This window comes from Streptomyces sp. NPDC044061 (assembly GCF_056434305.1).
The window spans coordinates 1-21,617 of record NZ_JBWKFL010000073.1 but is presented as its reverse complement, the minus strand read 5'-3'; the positions used below and the strand labels follow the sequence as shown (position 1 = coordinate 21,617).

16 protein-coding genes are annotated in these 21,617 nt (G+C 66.8%); 5 read left to right on the top strand and 11 right to left on the bottom strand.

The window, feature by feature from the left end; translation table 11 throughout:
• The first annotated feature begins 1,237 nt into the window (after positions 1-1,237).
• The 4 genes from AC07CM_RS46960 (at position 1,238) to AC07CM_RS46945 (ending at position 7,735) form a co-directional block, all read left to right on the top strand.
• The gene (locus AC07CM_RS46960; protein ID WP_478882709.1) at positions 1,238-2,131 is read left to right on the top strand and encodes an AAA family ATPase; all 894 of its coding nucleotides are present in this window, start codon (positions 1,238-1,240) and stop codon (positions 2,129-2,131) included.
• 953 nt (positions 2,132-3,084) lie between these two features.
• Positions 3,085-3,408, top strand: coding sequence for a hypothetical protein (locus AC07CM_RS46955; protein ID WP_478882708.1), 324 nt, complete (start codon positions 3,085-3,087; stop codon positions 3,406-3,408).
• A 623-nt stretch (positions 3,409-4,031) separates the two neighbouring features.
• The gene (locus AC07CM_RS46950) at positions 4,032-4,574 is read left to right on the top strand and encodes a hypothetical protein (protein WP_478882707.1); all 543 of its coding nucleotides are present in this window, start codon (positions 4,032-4,034) and stop codon (positions 4,572-4,574) included.
• A gap of 1,904 nt (positions 4,575-6,478) precedes the next feature.
• A complete protein-coding gene (locus tag AC07CM_RS46945) occupies positions 6,479-7,735 on the top strand; it encodes a hypothetical protein (RefSeq protein ID WP_478882706.1) in 1,257 nt (418 codons plus the stop codon).
• Positions 7,736-7,989: 254 nt separating this feature from the next.
• On the opposite strand, the gene AC07CM_RS46940 is transcribed toward AC07CM_RS46945, so the two are convergent.
• From AC07CM_RS46940 to AC07CM_RS46905, 8 genes are all read right to left on the bottom strand, one after another.
• Positions 7,990-8,349 (bottom strand): ASCH domain-containing protein, encoded by a 360-nt coding sequence (locus tag AC07CM_RS46940; RefSeq protein WP_478882705.1) that lies wholly within the window; start codon positions 8,347-8,349, stop codon positions 7,990-7,992.
• The gene (locus tag AC07CM_RS46935) at positions 8,346-9,461 is read right to left on the bottom strand and encodes a hypothetical protein (RefSeq protein ID WP_478882704.1); all 1,116 of its coding nucleotides are present in this window, start codon (positions 9,459-9,461) and stop codon (positions 8,346-8,348) included. Before AC07CM_RS46935 ends, AC07CM_RS46940 begins: the two co-directional genes overlap by 4 nt.
• A gap of 638 nt (positions 9,462-10,099) precedes the next feature.
• Positions 10,100-10,540: a hypothetical protein gene (locus AC07CM_RS46930; RefSeq protein WP_478882703.1), complete on the bottom strand. Its 441-nt coding sequence runs from the start codon at positions 10,538-10,540 to the stop codon at positions 10,100-10,102.
• Between the two features lie 54 nt (positions 10,541-10,594).
• Positions 10,595-11,824, bottom strand: a complete 1,230-nt coding sequence (locus tag AC07CM_RS46925; protein WP_478882702.1) for a helix-turn-helix domain-containing protein — start codon at positions 11,822-11,824, stop codon at positions 10,595-10,597.
• Positions 11,825-11,899: 75 nt separating this feature from the next.
• Complete coding sequence (locus AC07CM_RS46920; protein WP_478882701.1) at positions 11,900-12,280, bottom strand: GIY-YIG nuclease family protein; 381 nt, start codon at positions 12,278-12,280, stop codon at positions 11,900-11,902.
• A gap of 123 nt (positions 12,281-12,403) precedes the next feature.
• Positions 12,404-13,594, bottom strand: a complete 1,191-nt coding sequence (locus tag AC07CM_RS46915; RefSeq protein WP_478882700.1) for a serine/threonine-protein kinase — start codon at positions 13,592-13,594, stop codon at positions 12,404-12,406.
• Between the two features lie 587 nt (positions 13,595-14,181).
• The gene (locus AC07CM_RS46910) at positions 14,182-16,959 is read right to left on the bottom strand and encodes a trypsin-like peptidase domain-containing protein (RefSeq protein ID WP_478882699.1); all 2,778 of its coding nucleotides are present in this window, start codon (positions 16,957-16,959) and stop codon (positions 14,182-14,184) included.
• A 1-nt stretch (position 16,960) separates the two neighbouring features.
• On the bottom strand, positions 16,961-17,278 hold the full coding sequence (locus AC07CM_RS46905) for a trypco2 family protein (RefSeq protein WP_478882698.1): 318 nt from the start codon (positions 17,276-17,278) through the stop codon (positions 16,961-16,963).
• 524 nt (positions 17,279-17,802) lie between these two features.
• Between AC07CM_RS46905 and AC07CM_RS46900 the strand changes: the two genes are divergently transcribed.
• On the top strand, positions 17,803-19,200 hold the full coding sequence (locus tag AC07CM_RS46900; RefSeq protein WP_478882713.1) for an IS1380 family transposase: 1,398 nt from the start codon (positions 17,803-17,805) through the stop codon (positions 19,198-19,200).
• A gap of 294 nt (positions 19,201-19,494) precedes the next feature.
• Here the strand turns inward: AC07CM_RS46900 and AC07CM_RS46895 are convergent, their stop codons facing one another.
• The 3 genes from AC07CM_RS46895 to AC07CM_RS46885 all read right to left on the bottom strand — a co-directional run bounded on the left by AC07CM_RS46895 (position 19,495) and on the right by AC07CM_RS46885 (position 21,493).
• Positions 19,495-19,635 carry a hypothetical protein gene (locus AC07CM_RS46895; protein WP_478882697.1) on the bottom strand — a complete coding sequence of 47 codons (141 nt, stop codon included), beginning with the start codon at positions 19,633-19,635 and terminating at the stop codon, positions 19,495-19,497.
• Between the two features lie 130 nt (positions 19,636-19,765).
• The gene (locus AC07CM_RS46890; RefSeq protein WP_478882696.1) at positions 19,766-20,080 is read right to left on the bottom strand and encodes a hypothetical protein; all 315 of its coding nucleotides are present in this window, start codon (positions 20,078-20,080) and stop codon (positions 19,766-19,768) included.
• 318 nt (positions 20,081-20,398) lie between these two features.
• On the bottom strand, positions 20,399-21,493 hold the full coding sequence (locus tag AC07CM_RS46885; RefSeq protein ID WP_478882695.1) for a magnesium and cobalt transport protein CorA: 1,095 nt from the start codon (positions 21,491-21,493) through the stop codon (positions 20,399-20,401).
• Between the last annotated feature and the right edge of the window lie 124 nt (positions 21,494-21,617).

Sequence of the window (21,617 nt, the reverse complement as noted above, 5' to 3'; positions counted from 1 at the left end):
GACTTTTCATCGAGTACTTGCATCGCCCAACCAGCCACAACGCCTCGAAAGCTGTGCGAGGGTGATTCCCGCTCACATGTGACGCCACAGGGCAGTGGCTGCAGTAGTGACTGTGTACGAACGGTGGGCGGCCGGTGCTCACGCGGACCCACTGTGGCCATGTCGACGCACCTCAGGGGTGGCTGGTCGACCTGGGTTCACCCGCCTGGCCAGCTGGGTGCCGGTCGACATCCACATCCGGTCCCGACTCATTAGCCATGAGCAGCCAGGCCTGAGTCAAATCCCTCGCGACTTGAGGGAGCCGGCCCTCATTGGCTGTGCCCTGTGGACTTTCGTCAAGCAGGATTGCGCCCTCCGCGCCAAGGATGCAGTCCTTCGAGCCAACGATCGAGGGGTGCGACCTCAGTTGAGCGGACCTTTAGCCGAGCCGACGGGGGTGTCGAGCTTGCTACGGGTGTGTCCATCGCAGCCGCCCACCGCGTACGCATAACGATCTTAATGCCTATTCTCTTCATTCTTCGTCTTTCAGGTATACCAACCCAAGCGGCCCTTTTTACTGGAGCCGATCGCAACTACGACCGGCCGGTGAAAAGTAAATAACTCGTCAAAAACATGCTCTGACCTGCTACTTCACAAATTCACATAGAGGGACACAGGGAGGGACACGGGAGGGGACACAGGGACACAAGGGGGCGGAACTGTAGGCAGCCATGGCAGTCCACAAGCGACAAGAGGAGGCGCTCGCTTGAGGGAGCATCAATACCTCGCGGAGCAGGGCGAGGAGGAAACGAAATAGACAGGAGGCAGGATGGGCAGGTGAAGGGACTCGCGAGCATGCGGGGCTGTTAGGCGAGTTAGTTATGGAGGTTGCTACCTGAAGGCGAATCAGGCGGAACTCCTCCCGGGTGCCACGACAACCGGTAGAGAGGAGGGGGTTCTTTCAAAAGAACAAGGCGCCGCTCTGGTACGGTGGGTCCGCCAACGGAGAGGCCACCGAGTCGAGATCGACCACAGAAGGCAGTTCGCACGCTGGGTGGCATCCGGGTGGGACACCACTGGCGAGAGTTGAGAGTCGTTGCGTGACTCATCACCGATCGCCCTGGGGCTCCCCTCGGGCCTCACCGCAATGAGGAGCATCGACGTTGGCTGAACACTGGGCAGCCGCCTTATGGATCTCTCGGGACATCAGGCTCGCTGCATAGCCACTCGCCAACTCAAAAACTGGGGTTCCCCTCTCATGAACGAGCAGGTCTCTTCCGGCCCGGACCACGCAGCGCCCATGGATGCGGCAAGCACTCTGACCGTAGAGCCACGCGTGTCGATCCCCCTGCAGAAGTCTGAGCCCTCCCTCGAGCTTCCCGCCGACCTTCACAGTGGCCTCAGGGAGATGATCGACTCGCTCCCCGAGCCACTTCGGACAGCGGTCATCGCCTGCCTCAACACTCCGGGGGGCGTGCGGATCACGAACGGAAACGCCAAGGGCGGAGTCATGAAGACGACGCTCTCGGTGTACTTCGCGCTCATCCTCGCCCTCACAGGCGAGAACGTTCTCCTCGTCGACGCTGACGACACGAACCGCACGTGCCTGAAGTGGCAGGCCGCAGCCGGTGCCGACTGGCCGGCTTCCGTAACTGTCGTGCAGTACACGGGCTCCTCGATGTCCAAGAACGTCAACGACCTGATGGACAAGGGCTTCAAGCACCTGATCATTGACGTTGGACCTACCGACAAGGGCGTCCTCAAGACGGCTTGGGCACTGACGAAGCGCGGGATTGTGCCGACGCAGCAGCACGTCGGAGACATTGTCCAGCTGACCACTACCTTCGATCTCCTGAAGGAAATGGGTGAGGAGATCGACCTTCACGTACTCCTCGCGCGGTCCTTCCCGAAGCGAGTCAGCTACACCAGCGGCCGCGACTACATTGAGAATCTGATCGCAGGGAAGACGCCTGACCACCCACAGCCCTTCACGAACGTCCACCTTCTCCAGGGCACCGTGCCCTTCCTGGAGGGCATCGCTGACACGTGGGGACAGATCCCTCAGGACTTCGCGTTCTTCAGCTCCGTGCTGGCTGAGGCCCTCGGTGTGCCGGCAGACAAGATCATGGAACTTGAGAAGGCCGAGGACTGACGACCATGGCCAATCCCCCCAACTCCCCTAAGAAGAAGCCAGCTCCCCGCCGGAGGGCCGCTAAGGCGGGAGGTGCCTTCGCTGCTCTTGCCGCCCTCTCCGACTCCGGCAAGCTCACCGAGATCAATCACTCGGACGAGCCCTCCGAGACGGACGACCACCAGGCCGCTACAGCGCCTCAGTCGCCTGCCAGTGAGCCCGAGACGGCAGAAGTCGCTTCTCAAGCCGAATCAGCCGAGGAGCCTTCTCCGCTGTCGACCCCTACGTCGGCAGAGTCCCGTGACGTCCCTGAGGTGTTGCCTGGGTCTAGCGCCTCTGTCCCTACGTCGGCAGAACCCCGCGACATGCCTGCCGTGTTGCCTGGGCCTAGCGCCTCTGTCCCTACGTCGGCAGAGCCTCGAGAGGTCCCTGTGGCGCTGCCTGGGCCTAGTGCATCCCTCGAGTCGGCCGTTGGCCCTGCCGAGACGCTCGAGGCTCCGCCTGAGGCGACAGACGGAGCCCTAGTGACGCCTCCGAGCGTCGGCGTCGGGACGCACCGCGGTCCCAGGCAAGAGAGCGGTCCTCTCCTTGTCGCTGAAAGCGTGGTCAGTCAACCGGCGGACGGTGTGCGTGGCGGTGCCAGCGGTACGACCGTGGTGGACCACCGTGCTGCATCCGGTCCTGCTCCGACCGAGGCCGTGCGGATGCAGGCCCCCGTACATCGGAGCAGCCGAGATGTTGCGCCTCGTGCGGCAAGCGCCCCGGCCTTCCCGAGCGGGCCGGCCCAACCTCAGCTCCGCCGGCCTGAGTCGCTTCCGCCTGTCCTTGCGCAGAAGGTCCAGGATCTTCCCCATGCGTACATGCATCTCGCCACTAGCTACAGGGAGGCGAAGTCAGCGCGGCCGGGGAGGCCTGCTAGGCCCAAGCGCAACGTGCGGCTTCACTCTGCTGTCTCGGAAGCGGTGACACGTCAGATGGTGGCCGACAAGCGTCGTCTGGGGCTGCGTGATCTCAAGCCGAGCCACTATGTGGATGCTGCGCTGACGTACGGTCGAGGTGCCTCTGTGGAGACACTCATCGATCAAGCGGCTCAGTTCCGGGACCTTCATCTTGGTGAGGAGGACGCTTTCGAGGCGCCGAATCACTACAGCATCTCCTCGGACAACAACCAGTGGTTGGACGGGATGCTCGATGAGTTGGCCCTCGCCAAGGCGAATGGTCTGCACGGCCACATGATCAACGTGATCATTGAGGCGTACTTGAGGGAGCTGGATCCCAGCAACTTCCCAGACGGCTGACTCTGCGTCTCCACACTGACGTCCTTTCCAGCGGGTGGCACCGCGGCGAGGACCTAGCGAGTAGTCACAGATCCGAGAGGCGGGCCCAGTTGGGCCCGCCTCTCGGTTTTTCACAACCGCACAATTAGGGACACGGCGCGGGACACGGCAAGGGACACAGGGACACAAAGCTGCCGAGCCCCCTCCGAGTGCTGCCGCTGCCGCGCCCTCCATCCCTACGAGTGCGCCTGCAGTTGCGGCTCTTCTCGGTGCCTACCAAGGGGCGAGCCTCCCTCAACAAACGTCAGACGCTGCTGCATCAACCTGCGAATCCCGCCGTCAGACTGCGCGAGGGTCCTGCACTTTCCGATCAACGCCTCGCTGCCTGGTCAGCCGCCCCGCCTCCTCCGCAGACCACTCGAGTGTCGCGCGCCGCGCCTCGTCCCCACGCCAACAGCCCTCTGACCTGGCACTTTTGATCACTGCTCGGAAAAAGTTACCCGGACGCTCGGCGTGTCCTGCCCGCGGTGTTTGCAAATCGGGGCCCTAGATGCGTTAAGTGATGGCACGCCAGGTGCGAGAGGGTCGTATGATCGTCGACGGTGGGTGCGCGAGGGTCTATCGAATCGCGCTCCCTGCAACGTGTGACCGAGGTCAACGAGGAGGATGAGGTGCCACCACGCCGGTCAGCTGTGCGCCGAAACGGGACGATCTCCCAGCGCACGGTTTCGGAATGGTCAGGAGTAAGCGCCGGCACGCTCAAGAACCTGGCTCGCATCGACCTGATCCCGGAGGCCAATGCGCTCCGACCGCAGGACGTGGTACTCGCTCAGGTGGCCGCCGCCTTGGGCGCCACTCGCTCAACGAATCGCGACGACAACCAGGACCGGCGGACGACCGAGGCCCTCAAGCGCGACTGGGATGCAGTGCGCAAAGTCGCAGAGCTGCTGCTCAACGCTGAGGCCGTGCCGGTGGACCCGAGAACACGACTCGTGGCGCTCCCCGACGAAGTCGAGATCGTCACCAAAGATCATGAGCTTCTCAGATATTGCGAGAACGCCGTAGATGCCGGCGTTCCCATCCGGGTGTTGCCCGTCGGCACCTGGTACCAGAGCCTGCAGCAGCGCCTCAGGGAAGCAGGCACCGATGTGCCCGACGATGAGGAGCAAACCGTGATAGCTGCGTAGGGCGAAAGTCCCCATAAAGGAAACGGCACCCATCTGCCGCAAACAGTGGGTGCCGCCCCGAACAGGCTCATAGCCTCTTCTCGCCACCCACGAGGCTACCAGCCTGCCAGCCGAGACGTCTCCACACGGAGGAGTCTCGGCTAGATGTGTCTTACCTCTCACGAGACCGAAAACTGGTAGCCATGCACCCCGCACATGCGGGGGCCAGCCCTCCTTCAGCAGGGTTTTCAGATCACCTCAGCCCCGAGGGCTCATCCTCCGTATCCGCGCATTCAGGTAACCCGCAGACAGCCGACACGCCCCACAGGGCTGCCCTGCCCCTCGGTGTTGCCCAGGCGTGCCTGTTCGCGCCGTACGCCGGCCACAGCCACCTCAGAGCCCATGTGCCCCGCGGTCCACCCGAGCTGAGTGATCCCTCGCTCCGGTAGTGGTCCGCGTTTCGGGCCTCCCAGCAGCCTTCCCAGAGGTGGTGGCGCTCACTCCCCTTCACAAGTTCACACCCTGCCCTCGTCTGGCTGAGCCTTCAGCGTTCGCCAGTTCGTGATGAGGGTTTGCCTCAAATGCCCTTCCTCGCCCGGGAGTTACTCATGGCTGCCCATGACGAGGCTAGTTTTGTCATGCCTGAAACCGGCACAGCAATTCAGCCTGAACCACGACAAACCATCACACGACACCCTTCAAGCCGCCGTGCACCTCAAGCCTCAAAGGTTTCGCGTCGCAGTCCTGGACCACAGCAGATCCCCTCTAGACCTGCCAACCCTCTTTCGCTGCGACGATCGATGCGGACGCGGCTCTACGCCGCAGTCCGGGCGCTGGTCGCCGATCCGCGGCTGGCCGACTGCACTCACACGCAGGTTCTGGCATCGCTGGTACTGATGGCGAAGACGAATCATCGTTCCTGTCAGGTCCTCACGACAGCCCGGGAGTTGGGCCGGTGGCTCGGTGTTACGCAGTCGAGCGTCGATCACGATGTCTTGCCGGTTCTGGTCAAGACGGGGGCCGTGACGACACAGGTCGTCACCACGGCAAGCGGCCGGGTGGAGGGTGTGGCCTGCCGTTTGGAACCCCTGTGGGAGGTGCGTGGTGAATTCGGGGCTCCGCTGGGGCTGACAAAGAAGGAGTTCGCCGTTCTCCTGGCCCTCTTGGAAGCGCTGTTCGCGCCCGGCTGGGCACACAGTGAAACGCCGACGGGATTGCTCGCGGGACGCCGAGGCCGCGCCGCGGCGACGGACCGGCTGGCCCTGCTGCTCCTGGTCCTGCACTCGCGCGATGACGGCACCGTTCCGCTGGTCGGCGGAACAGTCAAGGACGGCCGTGGGCGGTGCGCTGCGACGCTGGCGCGCCTACTGGGATGCTCGGTGTCGGGGGCGAGCAAGGTCTTGGGGAGGCTGCGGAGTTGGGCGGTCGTGGAGACGCCGGCGCGCCATACGGGTTCCGGGATGCGGGGCAAGCAGCTGCTGCGGATTCCGGCCGTCACCGCCGCGACGGCTCGAGGTCGTGTTCCTGGTGCTCCTGCTTCCCGCCTCTCGCCGCAGCAGAACGTGGCGGGACCAGCCGTGCCTTCCGTCTGCCCAGCGTGCACAGCCGAGAAGCCGGTGGGTGACGAGGAGCAGTCGTCGCCTCTGGGCTCGAAGGCGGGGGGCTCCGGGTCGTACGCAGACCCCCCAGGGGAGCGCCCCGCTACTGCACCCGGAGATCCCGAACTCGGCGCCAAGGACAAGGTCCCAGGTCAGCGCCCTGTCGGCAGTGGATGTGAGGGCGTCCGGCCCCACGCTGGAGGGCGCTCCGCTGCCGCGTCCCTACACACTGAGCACGCTGGGCTGGCTGAGGTTGAGGAAAAGTGTGGACGTGGGTTGGGGTTTTCCGGCTCTGCCGTCGGGGGCGCAGGTCCTCGGCGGGAGCGCGTGCGCGAGCCCGAAGAGGCCGGCAGTGCGACGAGGGCTACCGCATCGGTAACTGAAGGTGGCCCGCTGCGCGGGGAAAAACAAGAGATCAACCCTGCACACCACGACGCCAACGGCAAGAAGGTCATGTTCCAGCGCCCAGCGTCGGTGCCAGCGGAGCTGGGTATTGCGTTGGCGCCGGTAGCTGGATTGTGGTCTCAGCTCGCCCGGGCAAGTACCCGAACATGGCTGGCGAACCAGGTGCGGAGCGAGATCGCACAGCTGCGCGGTCTCGTGGGACCGGAGCTTGCACAGCAGGTGCTGGCCGAGCGGCTGGAGCGCCGGTTGGACGCCCAGGGTCCGCGTCCGGTGTTGGATCTGGTCAGCTGGATGCTGAAGCGTGGCTTGCCACAGCGGCCCGGCTGCTGGTCGACCATCTGCGACGACGGCCTGCGGATGGACACCTCAGGGGTGTGCGAGAGTTGCCATGTGCAGGTCGGGGACCACCGCGCGCTGCGGCGGGCAGTGGTGGACCGGGTCCGTGAGGCACGGCTGTCCGGTCGGCTGGTGCTTGCCGAAAGCGAGGTGCGCCGGGAGATCGAACGGCGGCTGCAGGAAGCCGTGCGCGAGAATGCGGCTCGCAAGGCTGCAGCGCGTGTGCGCGTCATGGCGGAGCAGTCGATGCGGGAGGCCTCGTACGAGCTGAAGCGGAAAGCTTTCACCGAGGCGGAGCGGGCTCGGGCGGCGAAGCCGTGCGAGGACTGCGGGCTGCCGGAGGCCGGCGGTATGTGTCTGGGTTGCACCGAGCGGCGGGGAATCGAGGCGGCGTTGGAGGAGGCGGTCGACTTCGCTGTCGTGCTGCGGTTCGACGCGGACGACGCCCCCGATCTGCACGAACTTCGGCAGGAATGTGCACGCTCGACCCGAGCCGTGCTGGAGGACCGGCTGAGTCAGCTGCGTGAGCAGGGCCTGGACGAGGTCTCCGTGGCGTACACCGGGCGTCGGCTCATCGAGGAGCTGCGCGACCGGCGCAAGCGGTCGGCGATCGCAAGGCTCAGGCAGCACCCGGACGCCGAGCAGGCCGCACGGATGGCGGCCGCGGCCGAGCGTCGTAAGCAGCGGCAGCCGAACACAGCCAAGGCACGGGACGCGGTCGGCAAGACGGGGGAGGCCGCCCGCCAACGGGTTGCCGAGCGGTGGCTGAGCGAACTCCTCGGCGACTTGCACGCGGCCTGCTCAGTTGGCCTTGCCCCGGTTCACCCCGCCGAGGTGATCTGAGTGCGGCCAGCCATGGCAGCTCGCCCGCTTACGGATGACAGGGCGGCTCGGTGTCGGTACGTCGGGTGCGCTATCGGTCGCTGCGGAGTTAGAACTGGTAACCCGGTGCTGCACCGGCCTGTGCACCAGAGTCCGCAGGCTGAGGGGTGGTCCGGTCTCTTGTTGGCGCCCGCCGATCGCGCCACGGGCGGCGAGCGACGGGCGCCAGGGGAGCCATACCACCCTCTCCCGGGAGCAAGGGCGACAGGGCGGGCTTACTGGGGCAGCAGCTCGATTTCGATGGCGAGCGCGCCGATCGCTTCCTTCTCCGCCGGGTAGATCTCGCGGATGTTGGCAAGCTGCTGCTCGCGAGAGGAGGCCGGGTTGACGTTTGCCGGGCCCTCCCCGTCGAGCAGTTCCTCGAACGTCTTGTACTCCGTGACCCGCTTCACCAGGACGTCACAGCTCTCGTCCGTGCCCTTGATGCGGAAGCGGATGACGTCTCCGGCGGCCAGGTCTTCGAGGTGTGGATACTTCACCCGCACCTCGATCGTCTTCTGACCGGCGGCGACGAGGCCGAAGTACCGGCGATAGAGGTTCAGTTCGTGGACGCGCGCGGCGGCTGTTTCCGTCATCGGGCGGGAACGCTCCTAGCTGTTGCAGTGGACATGAGCCGGCCGAGTTCACCAGCCGAGTACGAGCGGAAGAAGTGGCGGGGGTCGGCGAGTAACACGTCGGTCAGACCGAGCATGCGGTCGACGTACTCACCCAACGAGCCGGGCCACTCTCGGGTGTCGAGCATCCACGGGGCCGCACCGTTAGGCAAGGGTGCTCGCCCCTCGCGGATGAGGGACTTGGACAGCTTCGCGCCCGTGTCCGTGACCACCTGGGGGCAGAACAGTCGGGCGGGCAACTGCCCGCGGGTGAGGCCCACTGCCTGTAGGGCACCGTCGACAAGGATGCAGCCGGGCATCCAGTCGCTGCCCTTGACCATGACGTACAGCGTGCCGACTGCTCCGCTGATCATCAGTTCCTTGACCATGTTCCGGTACAGGGTGGCCAGGTCCAGGTATCCGCCTTTGGTGGGTTCGATGACCACCTCGTACTCGCCATGGTGCAGGCACACGGCCGAGACCGTTGCCCGGTCGAAGCCGTCGTCACGTATGCGTGTGCGCTCGGCGTACTTCTCGGCCCACCCACAGTCGGGACGCGGGCAGGGGACACGGACGTGCGGCACACCCGACGACGGGGACAGGTACCAGCGGGCAGCGCCCATGCGTGGCAGCACCCGCAGCCAGGTCCGCCGGAAGGCTTGGACCGCTTGCTGCTGGGTGTACGTCTCGACCGAGAACGGCACCTTCAGACGCTCGGAGAGCACGTCGAACAGCGGCCGGTACAGCTTGTCGATCTGCTCGGCGATGCCGGCCGCGCCGAGGGCGTGCGCGTAGGCCCGCTGGTAGCGGTGACTGCTCTCTTTGTCGGCGACGATGGCGTATGGGGCGTTGTCCAGAGCACTGAACTGCACAACGGCCGGGATGCCGAACCGGTCGCGGATGCGGGCCGCCGTGGCGAAGGTGAGCGACTGGACCAGGGACGTTCCGATGTGCGGGGCTCCGTTGATCTGCGTTCCCACCACGAACACGATCCGCTCGGGCTCCGCGTTGATGATGTGCGGCCTGAGCAGGTCTTCTGCACTCGTGAGCGCGTTGGCGAGCACGGTGTTCGGCGATACGGGATAGGTGGTCACCACGTCTTCCCCTCGGTAGATGGGCAGGACTGCGCCGCAGGGCGGCGTGTGTGCTTCAGCGGGCGAGTGCTGGACCCACCCCCGCGCTGGGGGGAACCAGGAAAAGCGCGGGGGCGGGAGTCATCGGAACGTGCGCCGCCCTCGGGGTCTCCGATGGCGCCCCGTCCCCGCTGGGGAGTGGGGTGGGCGCCGGGCGGGGACGGGAGTTTGCGGGGGCGATGGTCGGCGCGTGGGCAACGGATACACGCGGAGGGAGTACCGGGCGTCGTAGTCCGTCACGTTGAATACGAACGCGCGGCCCGCGGCGAGTGAACGCAATGCGTGCTCGTACGCGTGGTCGCTCTCTGCCCACGCACGCAGCTCAGCGTCAGGGCGAGGCACGTCCGGACCAGCGGTCGTGAGAGGTGCGTCCCGCAGGGACAAAGCATCAGGGTCCGGCGACAGCAGCCAGGCGAGGTGGTGAGACTCCGCGCGCAACCAGCGCGCGGCGAGCCGTGGGGAACGACCACGGTAGGTGGCGAGAAGGACCTCACGGGAGCCGCTGAGATCGTGGGCGGTGGCTTCACAGCGGAAGGCGATGGGCGACCGCATCGAGGCACGTGCAGAGGTCGGCGGGGCGAGCGTCAGCACGGCCGGGCTCACCGCGCATGTTCCCTTGCCGATTCCCTGGCTGCGATGAGCCGTGCGAACTGAATCGAGTACAGCTCGACTTGCGCTGGGGTGAGCACGAGCAGCGTCTCGCAGGCGCCGCTGTCCTCGTAGTGGACGGTCACCGGCAGCGCGGCCTGCTGGGCGCGGTGATCGTAGATGGCGTCTCGCTGCATGGGCGTGACGTGAGTGACCGGGACCGGCACGGGACGCAGAGTGGTCCCGTCCGCTCTGGCCCGCCAGTCCTGTCCTCCGCCCGGCGGACGCAGTTGGTACGACGCCGAGGTGTCGCTCGGTAACGCGACGACTACGCCGATCGTTCCGTTCTTGGCGAGGTCGAGCGCCAGGTCACCGAGGCGGGGGTGAAACGGAGCTCCAGCGCTTAACTCAACGCCCGAGGCAGGAAGTTGCTTCGCTGTTCGTTCGGCCATGCCCCGAAGCTAGGAATATCTCCGGGGCCCAATATGAACCGCGGGAATATGCCCTTATCCGTCGAGGTGGAAACGGTCTGACATACGCCGCAGCTTCTCACGGGTGCTCGCCCGCTCGGCGTACACGATGCTGCGCAGGGTTGACCGGGCGATGGGGTGATTACGGACGAGCTGGGGGGCGATGCGCTCGGCCTTCACCAGCTCCTTCAGCGCCTTGTCGCGGTTCCCATCCCACAGCCAAGCGCGGCCCAAGTCCATGTGGTGATGGCCCTGACGGGAGTTGGGAAGCGACTCGATCAGCTCCTTACTCGTGCGACGGTCTATCGACAGCGCCTCGCGTTGCTCATGCATCTCCAGGGCGACGCTGATCGCGTGGATCTGCACGTTGCCCGGCGAGAACGTCAGGCTGTGACGCTCATAGACCGGAGGTCCGACGGCCTCCACCATCCTCTTGGCCGCACCCCGCGCGTACTTGATCCGGTCCTTCGCTTCGGCCTTGCGACCGGCCCTCGCAGCCGAGACAGCCGCGCGCAGTTGCAGTGACCCCCACGCCCGCACGGCCAACGGTTCACCGCGGTCATACTCCTGCTGCACACTGCGAATCGCCTTGTCCGACAGGGCAATGGAGTCATCCCAGTCCGCGGTAGCCCACATGTCCCACACGCGCATCCAGTCGGCCACAGCAGGCATCACCGGGTCGCCCGACAGCCGTGCGGACCAGGCGGCCCGTTCGCAGGCCATCGCAACCAACTCCGGGTGTCCGAGCGCGTGCGCCGCAGTGTGAACGAACTTGCAGCACACCGCGTAGATCGCGTACGCCTCTTCCTGTTCGTGGCCAGTGGCGGCTTCAGCCAGAGCGCGAGCCTCGCGGAACAAATCAGGGAGCACCTGCATGATCGCGTCGTTCGCGGCAGCATCACGGAGGCGGTGCAGCCGGGTGGTTTCCTGCCACAGCTGACCGGCCGGGCGGGGCGCTCCGTTGAAGACGGGAGCAAGGTCGTAACGGCGCAGCTCACGCATGATTGCTGCGGCAGAGACCTGCCACAGATTCTCGGCCGGGGAGCTGTTGTACGGCCGTCCGATCAGATCGTTCGGGTGTACGTGCAGCGATGAGGCGAGCAGGTTGAGCAGGCCGACGCGATCGAGTTCGATGTGTCCGCGTTCCATCTTGGACACCCAGCCCTGCGTCTTACCCAGGGCAGCAGCGAGGTCAGCTTGCGTCATGCCGAGGCGGAGCCTGGCACGGCGTGCGCGACGGCCGATCTCTTCGGCTTCTTCCAGCATCAGCGCTCCCCCCTAGAGGAGAGGCGCCAGCGGTCCAGCAGGCGGCGAGGCATCGTGCTCCATCCGTCGGGGCTTCTACCCTCGACGGTACCCAGGTCGCGGGCCGTCTGTGACGACGTCGATGATCTCCACGACTCGGTCGGTCCAGGTGGTGCGGTATCCCTCGGTGGGTATGAGGAGTCCGGCCAGGGTGCGGCGCAGGGTGGAGCGTCTGGAGTACCTTAGGTGGTTCGAGGCGATGCGCGGGCGCAACCGCTTGGCGCTGCCCAGGTAGAGCAGTCGCTGCTCGTCATCGCTGGAGTTGGCGGGTCCTTGGAAGGCGGCCAGTACTTTCGGTGGTGCCCACCAGGCGTACAGGCCTGCGGTGACGGGCAGGGCGTCGACTGCAGCGGTCAGGGCATGCGGTGTGGAGAACAGGTCCGCAGTGGTTTGCTGGACGGTCACGTCGTCGGGCACGTGCGCTCCCTGGGCACGGTGGAGTGGACCTGTCAGGACTTCAGCTGTTGGTGGCGGCTGCCGGTCGAATGGCGATTATCGAGCCGTCTGTGGCGCACTGGAGGCCCGGGATCGGGCCCTGGCTCAGTCGTCCGACTTTCTTCCCTTCCCCTTGCCGTGGTTGCCCGCCCCTTTGCGGCCCTCCTCGTTTCCGTGGTCCTGTGGCGGTGGCGCTGTGGACGGAGTCGCAACAGATGGCGTGGCGTCGGCGGGAGCGGAGGTGATGGCCGTCGGTGCGGGCGCCGTGGGCGTCGAGGGGCTGTCGGTATCGGAGTTCAGCGAGGCGCCGAAGGCGGTGGCCGCCGCGAACAGGGCGACGGCTGCGCCGCCCAGTACGGCTTTCGGGGCCGTCTTGCGACTGCGGCGTGGGCGGGAGTGCGATGCGCGGGCGTCGGCAGGGTGTGGCGGTGTCGGCGGTGAGGAGACGGGGGGAGTTGGCAGGAGGGCGGTGCTGTTCGGCGCGGTAGGGGAGGGCGTCTGTTCCTGCGTGCCCAGCCACTGGGCCGCCTGTTGGGCGGTGGGTCGGTGGGAGGGGTTCTTGGCCAGTAGGCGCAGCACGTACTCGGACAGTGGCGGTGGTATGTCCGGGCGCAGCTGGGCGGGCGGGGGCGGGGCGGCGTCGACGTGTTGCTGGACGACGGCTAGCGAGGTGGCGCCACGGAACGGGGGCCGGCCGGTGAGCAGTTCGTACAGCACGCAGCCCAGCGAGTAGACGTCCGAGGCTGGGAGCGCGGGGCGTCCCAGGGCCCGTTCGGGGGCCAGGTAGTCGGCGGTTCCCAGGACCTTGCCGGTGGCGGTCAGGGTGCTGGCGGCCTCGTCGGCGAAGCGGGCGATCCCGAAGTCTGTGATCTTCACGGTGCGATCGGTGGAGAGCATCACGTTGGCGGGCTTAATGTCCCGGTGGATTACTCCTTGACGGTGCGAGGCGGCGAGCCCGGCGGCCATCTGCGCCGCGATGCTCGCGGCCTCCTGGGGGGCCAGGGCGCCGCGCAGGGAGTGTTCCTGGGCCAGGCTCCAGCCGTCGACCAGCTCCATGACCAGGTAGGACTGGCCGGCATGGGAGCCGAAGTCGTACACACTCACGACATGGGGGTGGTTCAGCCGTCCGGCTGTCTGTGCCTCCAGTCGGAACCGTTCGCTGTCCGTAGCCTCCTCTGCCCGCATTAATTTGACCGCCACCTGGCGCCCGAGGAGCTGGTCCGCTGCTCGCCACACCTCGCCCATCGCGCCGCGCCCCAGCATCTCTTCCAGCTGATAGCGGTCCGCCAACAGCACCTTTTGCACCCACCCCAAACGACGACACTTGACTACCGCAAACCCGAATTCTCACGATCAATGATCATTTGGCTTGCAGCGTGCCCAGGCTATCGGGCGCCCCGGCGGTTGTCAGACAGCCTGGGAAAGGCCGTGCAGGGGCAGGCAGGCGACGGGGGATGGCCTGCCTGCCCCTGCACGCGAGCGCCCCCCGGAACGGGGGGCGTGCCTCACGGGACCCTGGGTCCACCCTGTACAGCGCGTCAACGCACCAAGGCGTCACACTCGATACGCATCCGCGCCGGAGCGGTCATCGGTGATGTCGGCATCCACCCGGCTCCGGCAATGCCCGGAGCCGGCCCGCGAAGTGGCTGCGAACCTGATCTTTCTCTAGGGGTCCCAGTAGTTCTCGCCGAAAAAGCAACGCCAAGGCTCGCGGTAGCCCCCTGATCTGGGGTGATCTCGGAGAAATCTGCGCGCGGAGGCGGACGGGGTACCCCAGGTTGCCATGATGCCCAGTACGGCCGTCACCGCTCAGGCGACTCCCAGGGCCGCCGCTCCGGTGCTGTACGTCCGCGTGCAGCCGCGGGCCGTGTCGCGCCTGGCGCTCATTGGCTCCCGCCTTCCGTCGACTGTTCGTGTTGCCGGTGGGCCTCGGCGAGGCGGTCCCGCAGCCGTGCGTGGCGGAACTGGTAGACCGCGCCGGCCTGGCGCAGTACGCCTCTCGCGCGGGCGTCGTCCAGGAAGGCGTTCACCCTCCAGGGGAGGCGTCCTGACAGGGGCAGCCAGAGGCGGACCAGGACCACCCACCGGCCCCACGCGGTCAGCGTGCCGACCCCGACCGCGGCCGTGATTCCTGCCCCGATCCCGGCAGGGAGGCCGAGCGCGAAGCCGTTGAAATACGTGAAAGCGGTGCCGTATCCGAGCCCGAGGACCAGCCCCACCGCGGCCGCCTGGACGAGCACGATGGTGCGGTTCGTGCGCATCAGGTCCGTCGCGCTGACTGATTCCTCCGGCTTGGTGTCCGTCTCGAACCAGGCCACCAGCGCGAGGACGATCCCGGTCGCCAGTCCGAGTAGGACCCCGACCATGAGCCAGTTACCGAAGAACAGGGCGACCAAGGGCCAGGGGCAGGACAGGAGCGTCGAGTAGACCGCGACTCCGCCACCGAAGACGATCCCGAAAACCAGTCCGCCAGCCAGTCCGGCGCCGACTCTGGGGAGGAAACTCTCCCGCACTCTCCTCGACCTCACCCCTCTCGACTCGCCTCGTACCCGGATCTGCATGCGGGACGGCTTGAACGCGCCGCTGGCCTCGATTTTCGACGCGATTCCGTGCACGAGCCCGAAGGCCAGACCGATTCCCAGCACGTTCAGAAACATGGTGAGGAGCGCCCCCGCAGGGTCGCTCAAGAGGGCGTGGACGAGTGCGACCGCCGTCCCCGACACGATCCCGCACAGGGCCCCGGAGACGACCATGCGCGTGGGCAGGCTCATGGTCGTGCCCAGCTGCCACCACTCGATGTCATGTGCGCCGATGACGTGTGCGTCGGGCTTCTGCGCGTCCGCCTTCTGTTTCATCAGGTGCGTGGCGAGGTAGCCGAGCCAGTGGCCTGCGCGCTCGGCGCTCCAGCGTCGGCGTTTCGGGACGGACAGGTTGAGGATGGGGTCGTACGTCCTGGGGACGAAGGCGTCTAGGAGGCGCTTCTCCAGCGCGTCCTGGGAGCTGAACTCTGCGAGTTCCAGCAAACATGCAGGATTGCCACCGGACGCGTGGAAGGCCTCGGCCATGGTGAGCATCAGGGGAGTGGTCAGGACGGCGGCGAGCCGGGCGGCGGCCGGTTCGCCGGAGTGGCTGCTCAACCGGTCCAGGACGGGCGCCCACCCGGTCGAGGCATCGAGGCGGGCGGAGCAGTCGTCGGGGGTGAGGTCGGTCAGTTCGATCCCCGGAAAGAGCCCTTCGCTTGGCTTGATGCCTCTGAGCGCTTCGTCGCGGCTCGTCAGCAGCAGCGGCAGATTGAAGGCCCGGAGGTGCCGCAGCGCGGGTTCGTAAAGGTCCTCCGCCATCTCGTCGAACCCGTCCAGGATCGCCAGCACGTGGCCCCCTACGATCAGTTCGGCGGCCCATGTCCCTCTGTATGGGAGTCGCCTGGCCAGGAAGGGGTGATCTCGCTCCAGGCGGTCGATCAGCCAGTCCCGCAGGGACGTGACGGTGGGGTCCCATGATCCCAGACTGAAGATCACCGGGACTGGTCCCTTGCCGATCCAGTCAGCGTCTTCCAGCCGGGTCTGCGCGAAGCGCCGGATCAGGACAGTCTTCCCCGAACCGGCCCGGCCCAGCACCAGCAGTTGGCTGCGCCTTTCCTTCAGGTAGACAGCCGCGATGTTCTTCAGGGGACCTGCCAGGTCAAGCGGGGAATCCTTCGCCAGTGCCGCCGAAGTCTCCCGGGCACCGTTCCTCCGACCGGTCAACTCCTCGGGTGCCGCTCGGCAACGCAAGGGCAACGGATGCCCGCTCCGCAATTGCTGCTGAACCTGGTCCTGTTCCAGGTCGGCGAGGACCCTTCGTGTGAGGAGATCGAGGTTGCCGTCGAGCGTGACCGGGTGGCGGCTTGGCGCGCGGTTGCGTTTCGGAGCCGTCGGTTCTGTGGCTGACTGCGGACCGGCTTCGGGGCCAGGTCCTTCAGTCTTCGACTCATCTGTGCTGATCGGTGCGGATCTGATGTCGACGAGCTCAGGGGGGCCATCGCCGTAACGTTGCAGGAGTGTGGCGAATGCGGGGTCGCTGGTGAAGGTACGGGCGGGACAGGCGTGCAGGCGGCGGTTCGCGAACGCGTGGTCATTGTGGATGACGACGCCGACGAGATGGTCTTGGCAGAAGACCGCGCTGCCGGAAGCCCCGGCCCAGGCCTGCTCGCCGTCCGCACGTATGTCCGGCGCAGACTCCTGGTCCAGGACATACAGGTCCTGGGTGCCGGCACCGCCGGCCTGAGGAGGCAGCTTCCCACTCAGGTACTCGACCTTGTTCTGCCCGTCCCTGAAGGCGGCCGAAGGGTACCCAAGGCCCTGATAGGACAGCGGGGTGTTGCCGACAGGACAGCCCCAGCGCACCATTCCGGGCACGTCGAGCTCGTCGTCCAGTAGTAGCAAAGCGACATCGCGTTCTTCACTGTCAGTCCAGCGCACCGATGCCGGACAACGGTGCACGTCGGGGTCTTGGGGATGACCTACATGCACTTCGATCTTGGCCCATGGCGTGTCCTTGCTCTCCTCGATGACGTGCCGGGCCGTCAGTACCAGGCGAGGCCCAATCAGATAGCCGGTGCCGGTGCAGAGGAACCGGCCCGCGTCACCGCCGCGGATCAGGGCCAGTCTTCGGCGGTCCAAGTCAGCCCTCGTCATCCCAGGAGCCGGACTGTCGGCGACCGATTTCGGGGCTGGCTCCGCCCGTGGCCCGGTCCTTGACTTGCAGCTTCAGCGTCAGCTTGTGCCCGCGGGCCGAGGAGTGCGATCCGCCCCCGCCCATGGTCGCCACCCCGAACTGCAGCTTCCCCTCGCCCTTGGCGTCATTGCGTAGCTCCAGCAGCAGCTCCAGCTCGGCTTCCTCGATCTGAAAGGCGAACTGCTGTTGTGCCCCCCGGGCCTGGGCCTGGTAGAGCTCTTGCCGCAGTTCCTCGATGGCTGCGGCCAACCCGATCGTCGTCATAGCTACTCCCCGTCGACTGTGAGGTTCGGAAGTGAGTGGCGCCAGCCCCGGTGGCCTGAGTGCTTGGCCTCCGACACGGTTATACCGTGTGGCCGAGGCCCGGCTGTGAAACCGGGACGGCTCTCCCAGCAGCGGGTAGGCGGCCTGTGCCGCTGTGAAGACGTGGTGGCCATCGCGCCCCGAGGGCGTGATCGCGAGGGGCTTTCCAACGCGGGCTCTGGTGAAGCGTCAGTGCGGGGACCTGCGGGCACGACGGTGAGGGATGTTCATGGTTCGTGGCCGATTCGTGGCGTTGGCAGGAGTCAGCGTCTACAGGAGTGTTGATCTCGTGACTTCCGGTGTCTACCGGTGACGCCCCAGACTCGGCTTACGCTGGAGAGTGTGACCCCCGGTTGGGGCTAAGCCTCGATCCACCAGGCAATGGCCGGTCCAGGGCTTGGACATGAAGACGCGGATGCCCTCTGAGCTGGGACGATGGGACTTCCTAGGGTTCCATGTCCACAGAATCGGAGTGCATCCGCGAGATGCAATCTTCCCATGCCGCTGCGGCGGTGTCCGCCGCGTTCGATGACGCGAATCTGGTCGCGTATGCCGGGCTGGTCCCGGTGATGCGGCTGGCCGAGCGGTGCGGGCTGGCCCGTCTGGTGGCGGACAAGGTGAAGCTGAGCGGAGCGAGGAACAGCGCGGGTGCGGCGGCGGACGCCAAGGTCACCAGCATCGTGGCCGGCATGGTCGCGGGCGCGGACAGCATCGACGACCTGGACGTCCTGCGGCACGGCGCGATGCCGGCCCTCTTCGGCCAGATCCGTGCCCCGTCCACCCTCGGCACGTTCCTGCGCGCGTTCACCCACGGCCACACGCTCCAACTCCACGCCGTGCACCGCCAGTTCCTGGCCGCATTGACCGCACACACCCCGCTGCTGCCCGGCGCGAGTGAGAAGGCGTTCATCGATGTCGACTCCACCCACAAACGCGTCTACGGCCGCACCAAACAGGGTGCCGAGTACGGCCGGTTCAGGGGCATCCGCACCCTGCACCCCCTGCTCGCCACGATCTGCACCCCCACCTCCCGGCCGGTGATCGCCACCGTGCGGATGCGCCGCGGCAAAGCGGCCGACTCGCGTGGCGCGCCGAAGCTGGTCAGCGAGGCACTGGCCACCGCACGCGAGGCCGGCTGCACCGGCGTGCGCATCCTGCGGGCGGACTCCCAGTTCTACAACGCCCGCGTGATCGCCTCCTGCCGCCGGGCCGGGGCCCACTTCTCGATCACCTGCGGCATGAACCCTGCCGTCAAACGGGCCGTCCTGGCCATCGACGACACCGCATGGCAGCAGATCACCTACCCCACCGCCCTGCCCGACCCCGATACCGGCGAGCTCATCTTCGACGCGGAGGTCGCCGAGATCCCCGCCTACACCGCGTTCACCGGCCGCAAGAAGAGCGAGCAGGTCACCGCCCGCCTCATCGTGCGCCGGGTCCGCGACCTGGCCAAACCCGCCACCGTCGGCGAGCAGGGCGAACTGTTCCCCGTCTGGCGCTACCACCCGTTCTTCACCGACAACCCCGCCGAGACCCTCCACGCCGAGCGGGAACACCGCCACCACGCCGTCGTCGAACAGGTCATCGCCGACGGCAAAGCCTCCGCTCTGGCCCACCTGCCCTCAGGGCATTTCAACGCCAACGCGGCCTGGCTGATCCTGTGGGCGATGGCCTACAACCTGCTGCGGGCCACCGGCGCGCTGACCTCGGCCTTCCACGCCAGGGCCACCACCGCCACCCTGCGCGCCCACCTGATCCAGGTCCCGGCCCGTCTCGCACGCTCCGCACGGCGCATCACCCTGCACCTGCCCAACAACTGGCCCTGGCAGCACGCCTGGAAACAACTGTTCGCCACCCTCCACGCACCACCCGAGGCAGCCTGAGGCCCCTGTTCACCCCGGCCCCCAGGGCCCCGACCGGAACCCCACCGTGGAAGAGCTGGACAGACCAGCGGATAACGCCTGCCCACCCCCGGCCAACGCTCCGAACCCCGCTCACAAACCCCTCAGAAGATCACCCTCGAGCCGCGTCGGTGGATCGAGGCTAAGGCGCCTGATACTCCGGGGGGAGGTTCGCGGGTGCCGACATGTAGGGGCAGGCTCGGTTTTTTCGTGCCAAATCTTCCCCTGCCTGTTGTCCGGGCAGATGTCACTTCTCGTTCAAGAGCCCTGCCCGAGCTACGCGACGAGCGACTTGACGGGGCTGCACCAAGCGGCGAGGACGACGTCGTGGCCCAGCGAGTCATCGAGGTTGCGGTGCAGGGCGAGATCGATGATGCGATCGTCGCTGGGCCGGAAGGGGTGGTCAGGATCCGGCATTCCGAGGAGCGGCCCCAACGCATCGATCGCCAGCTTGCAGAGTGTGGACCAATTGCGTCTGGCGGACACCCGCAAACAGAGCTGGATCCTTAGTGGGCCGTCCGGAGCCGGTTCCGGCTGAGCTGCTCGCCTAGTGGATAGCTTCCTTCCACGCGGCAGTGGTGGCGGACACGCTGGTGCGCACGGACAGCAAGGGTGGCACTGCGGCGCGGTCTGCGCCCGGTGGTGTGGCCGGTCCGACGGCTTGATTGTGGAGAAGGCGGCGTGGCGCTTGCAGGTGAGTACCGCCCACGGTGAGGGCAGGGTCGAGGAGAGCTGCGACGGAGTCGAGGTAGGCGCGCAGACGTTGCTGGTTCGGGTGGCCGGTCGCGTCCCAGCTCTCCAGGACGGACGGCTGCGACAGCCGGACGGGCGTCGCTGCGGGTGGCGAGAACAGTGTGGGCACGCGAGTGTCCCCTGCGCGGGCCCCGGCGGCGCTGCTCACTTACCGGCTCCTTCTGGGAATTCCCTTCGGCGACCTCACCGTTGACCTGTGCCGCGACGCATAGCGCTCAGGGCACCGGCGACGAGTCCGGAGTGATCCTCCTCGCCACTGGCCTGCAAGCATCAGGTCTTCGCCTTGAGGCGAGTGCGGCTTGGGCTTTCATCGGCTCCCGTAGCAGACCTGTGCCGTACTGCCGATGCCACCGCTTGGGAAGTGCACCGTTCGTGCCAGGGCGCAGGCCGAGCACGCCACTGTCGAGGGTGCCCGGGCAACGGCCTCTCACAGCCAGCCATAGCGCTTGAGGCCGCGGTGGAGGAGGAAGCAGGCGGTGGCGATGATGCCGAGGACGAGCGGGTAGCCGAAGCGCCAGCGGAGTTCGGGCATGTGGTCGAAGTTCATGCCGTAGACGCCGCAGACCATGGTGGGTACGGCGATGACGGCTGCCCAGGCGGTGATCTTGCGGGCGTCGTCGTTCTGGGCGACGGCGACCTGGGCGAGGTGGGCCTGGAGGATCGAGTCGAGCAGGATGGCGAAGGAGGTGATCTGCTCGGTGACACGGGAGAGGTGGTCGGCGACGTCGCGGAAGTAGACGCGTATCTCCGGTGCGACGGAGCGCAGAGGGGTGGTGGAGAGAGTTTCCAGGGGGCGGGCGAACGGGACGACTGCCCTTTTCAGTTCGATGAGTTCGCGTTTGAGCTGGTAGATGCGGCCGGCGTCGGTGCGGGAGCCGAGCGGGGAGAAGACGTCGGTCTCTACCTGGTCGATGTCGTTCTGGACGGCGTCGGTGACGGTCAGGTAGTCGTCGACGACGTGGTCGGCGATGGCGTGCAGGACGGCCGAGGGGCCCTTGGTGAGTCGTTCGGGGTGGGCTTCAAGGTCTTCGCGGAGGGGGCCGAGGGAGCCGTGGCGGCCGTGGCGGACGGTGACGACGAAGTCGGGGCCGGTGAAGACCATGATCTCGCCGGTGTCGACGACCTCGCTGGTGGCGGTGAGCTGCTCGTGTTCGACGTAGGTGACGGTCTTGAAGACGGCGAACAGGGTGTCGCCGTAGCTTTCCAGTTTGGGCCGCTGGTGGGCCGTCACCGCGTCCTCGACGGCGAGGGGGTGGAGGTCGAACAGGTCGGCGACCTCGGCGAACTCGGTCTCGGTCGGTTCGTGCAGGCCCAGCCAGACGAAGTCGTGGCCGTGCCGACGGACCTTGCGGACTGCCTCCTCTACGGTGTCTGTGACGGGCTGGCGGATGCCGTCGAGGTAGACCACGCAGTTGACGACGCTGGAGCCGAGCGGGGAGCGGGCCGGGTGGCTGAGGTCCACGCGGCGACGGCTGTGCCGAGTCAGCCGGGCGACGTTGCGCAGGTTGCCGACCATCGACATGCGGGGCTCTCCTTCACCGGTCCAAGAGTCAAGACCGGGAAGTTAAGGATCTTGTGGTCGGTGTCGAGGTCCGTCGCGGTCAGCAGGCGAGGGCGTAGGTGGCGGGTCCGGTCTTGCGGATCAC

Excerpts from the sequence above, each read along its gene's own strand:
- AC07CM_RS46960 (WP_478882709.1), top strand. The coding sequence starts at position 1,238 with ATGAACGAGCAGGTCTCTTCCGGCCCGGACCACGCAGCGCCCATGGAT.
- AC07CM_RS46955 (WP_478882708.1), top strand. The coding sequence starts at position 3,085 with ATGGTGGCCGACAAGCGTCGTCTGGGGCTGCGTGATCTCAAGCCGAGC.
- AC07CM_RS46940 (WP_478882705.1), bottom strand. The coding sequence starts at position 8,349 with ATGACGGAAACAGCCGCCGCGCGCGTCCACGAACTGAACCTCTATCGC.
- AC07CM_RS46930 (WP_478882703.1), bottom strand. The coding sequence starts at position 10,540 with ATGGCCGAACGAACAGCGAAGCAACTTCCTGCCTCGGGCGTTGAGTTA.
- AC07CM_RS46925 (WP_478882702.1), bottom strand. The coding sequence starts at position 11,824 with ATGCTGGAAGAAGCCGAAGAGATCGGCCGTCGCGCACGCCGTGCCAGG.
- AC07CM_RS46905 (WP_478882698.1), bottom strand. The coding sequence starts at position 17,278 with ATGACGACGATCGGGTTGGCCGCAGCCATCGAGGAACTGCGGCAAGAG.
- AC07CM_RS46900 (WP_478882713.1), top strand. The coding sequence starts at position 17,803 with ATGCAATCTTCCCATGCCGCTGCGGCGGTGTCCGCCGCGTTCGATGAC.
- AC07CM_RS46895 (WP_478882697.1), bottom strand. The coding sequence starts at position 19,635 with ATGCCGGATCCTGACCACCCCTTCCGGCCCAGCGACGATCGCATCATC.
- AC07CM_RS46885 (WP_478882695.1), bottom strand. The coding sequence starts at position 21,493 with ATGTCGATGGTCGGCAACCTGCGCAACGTCGCCCGGCTGACTCGGCAC.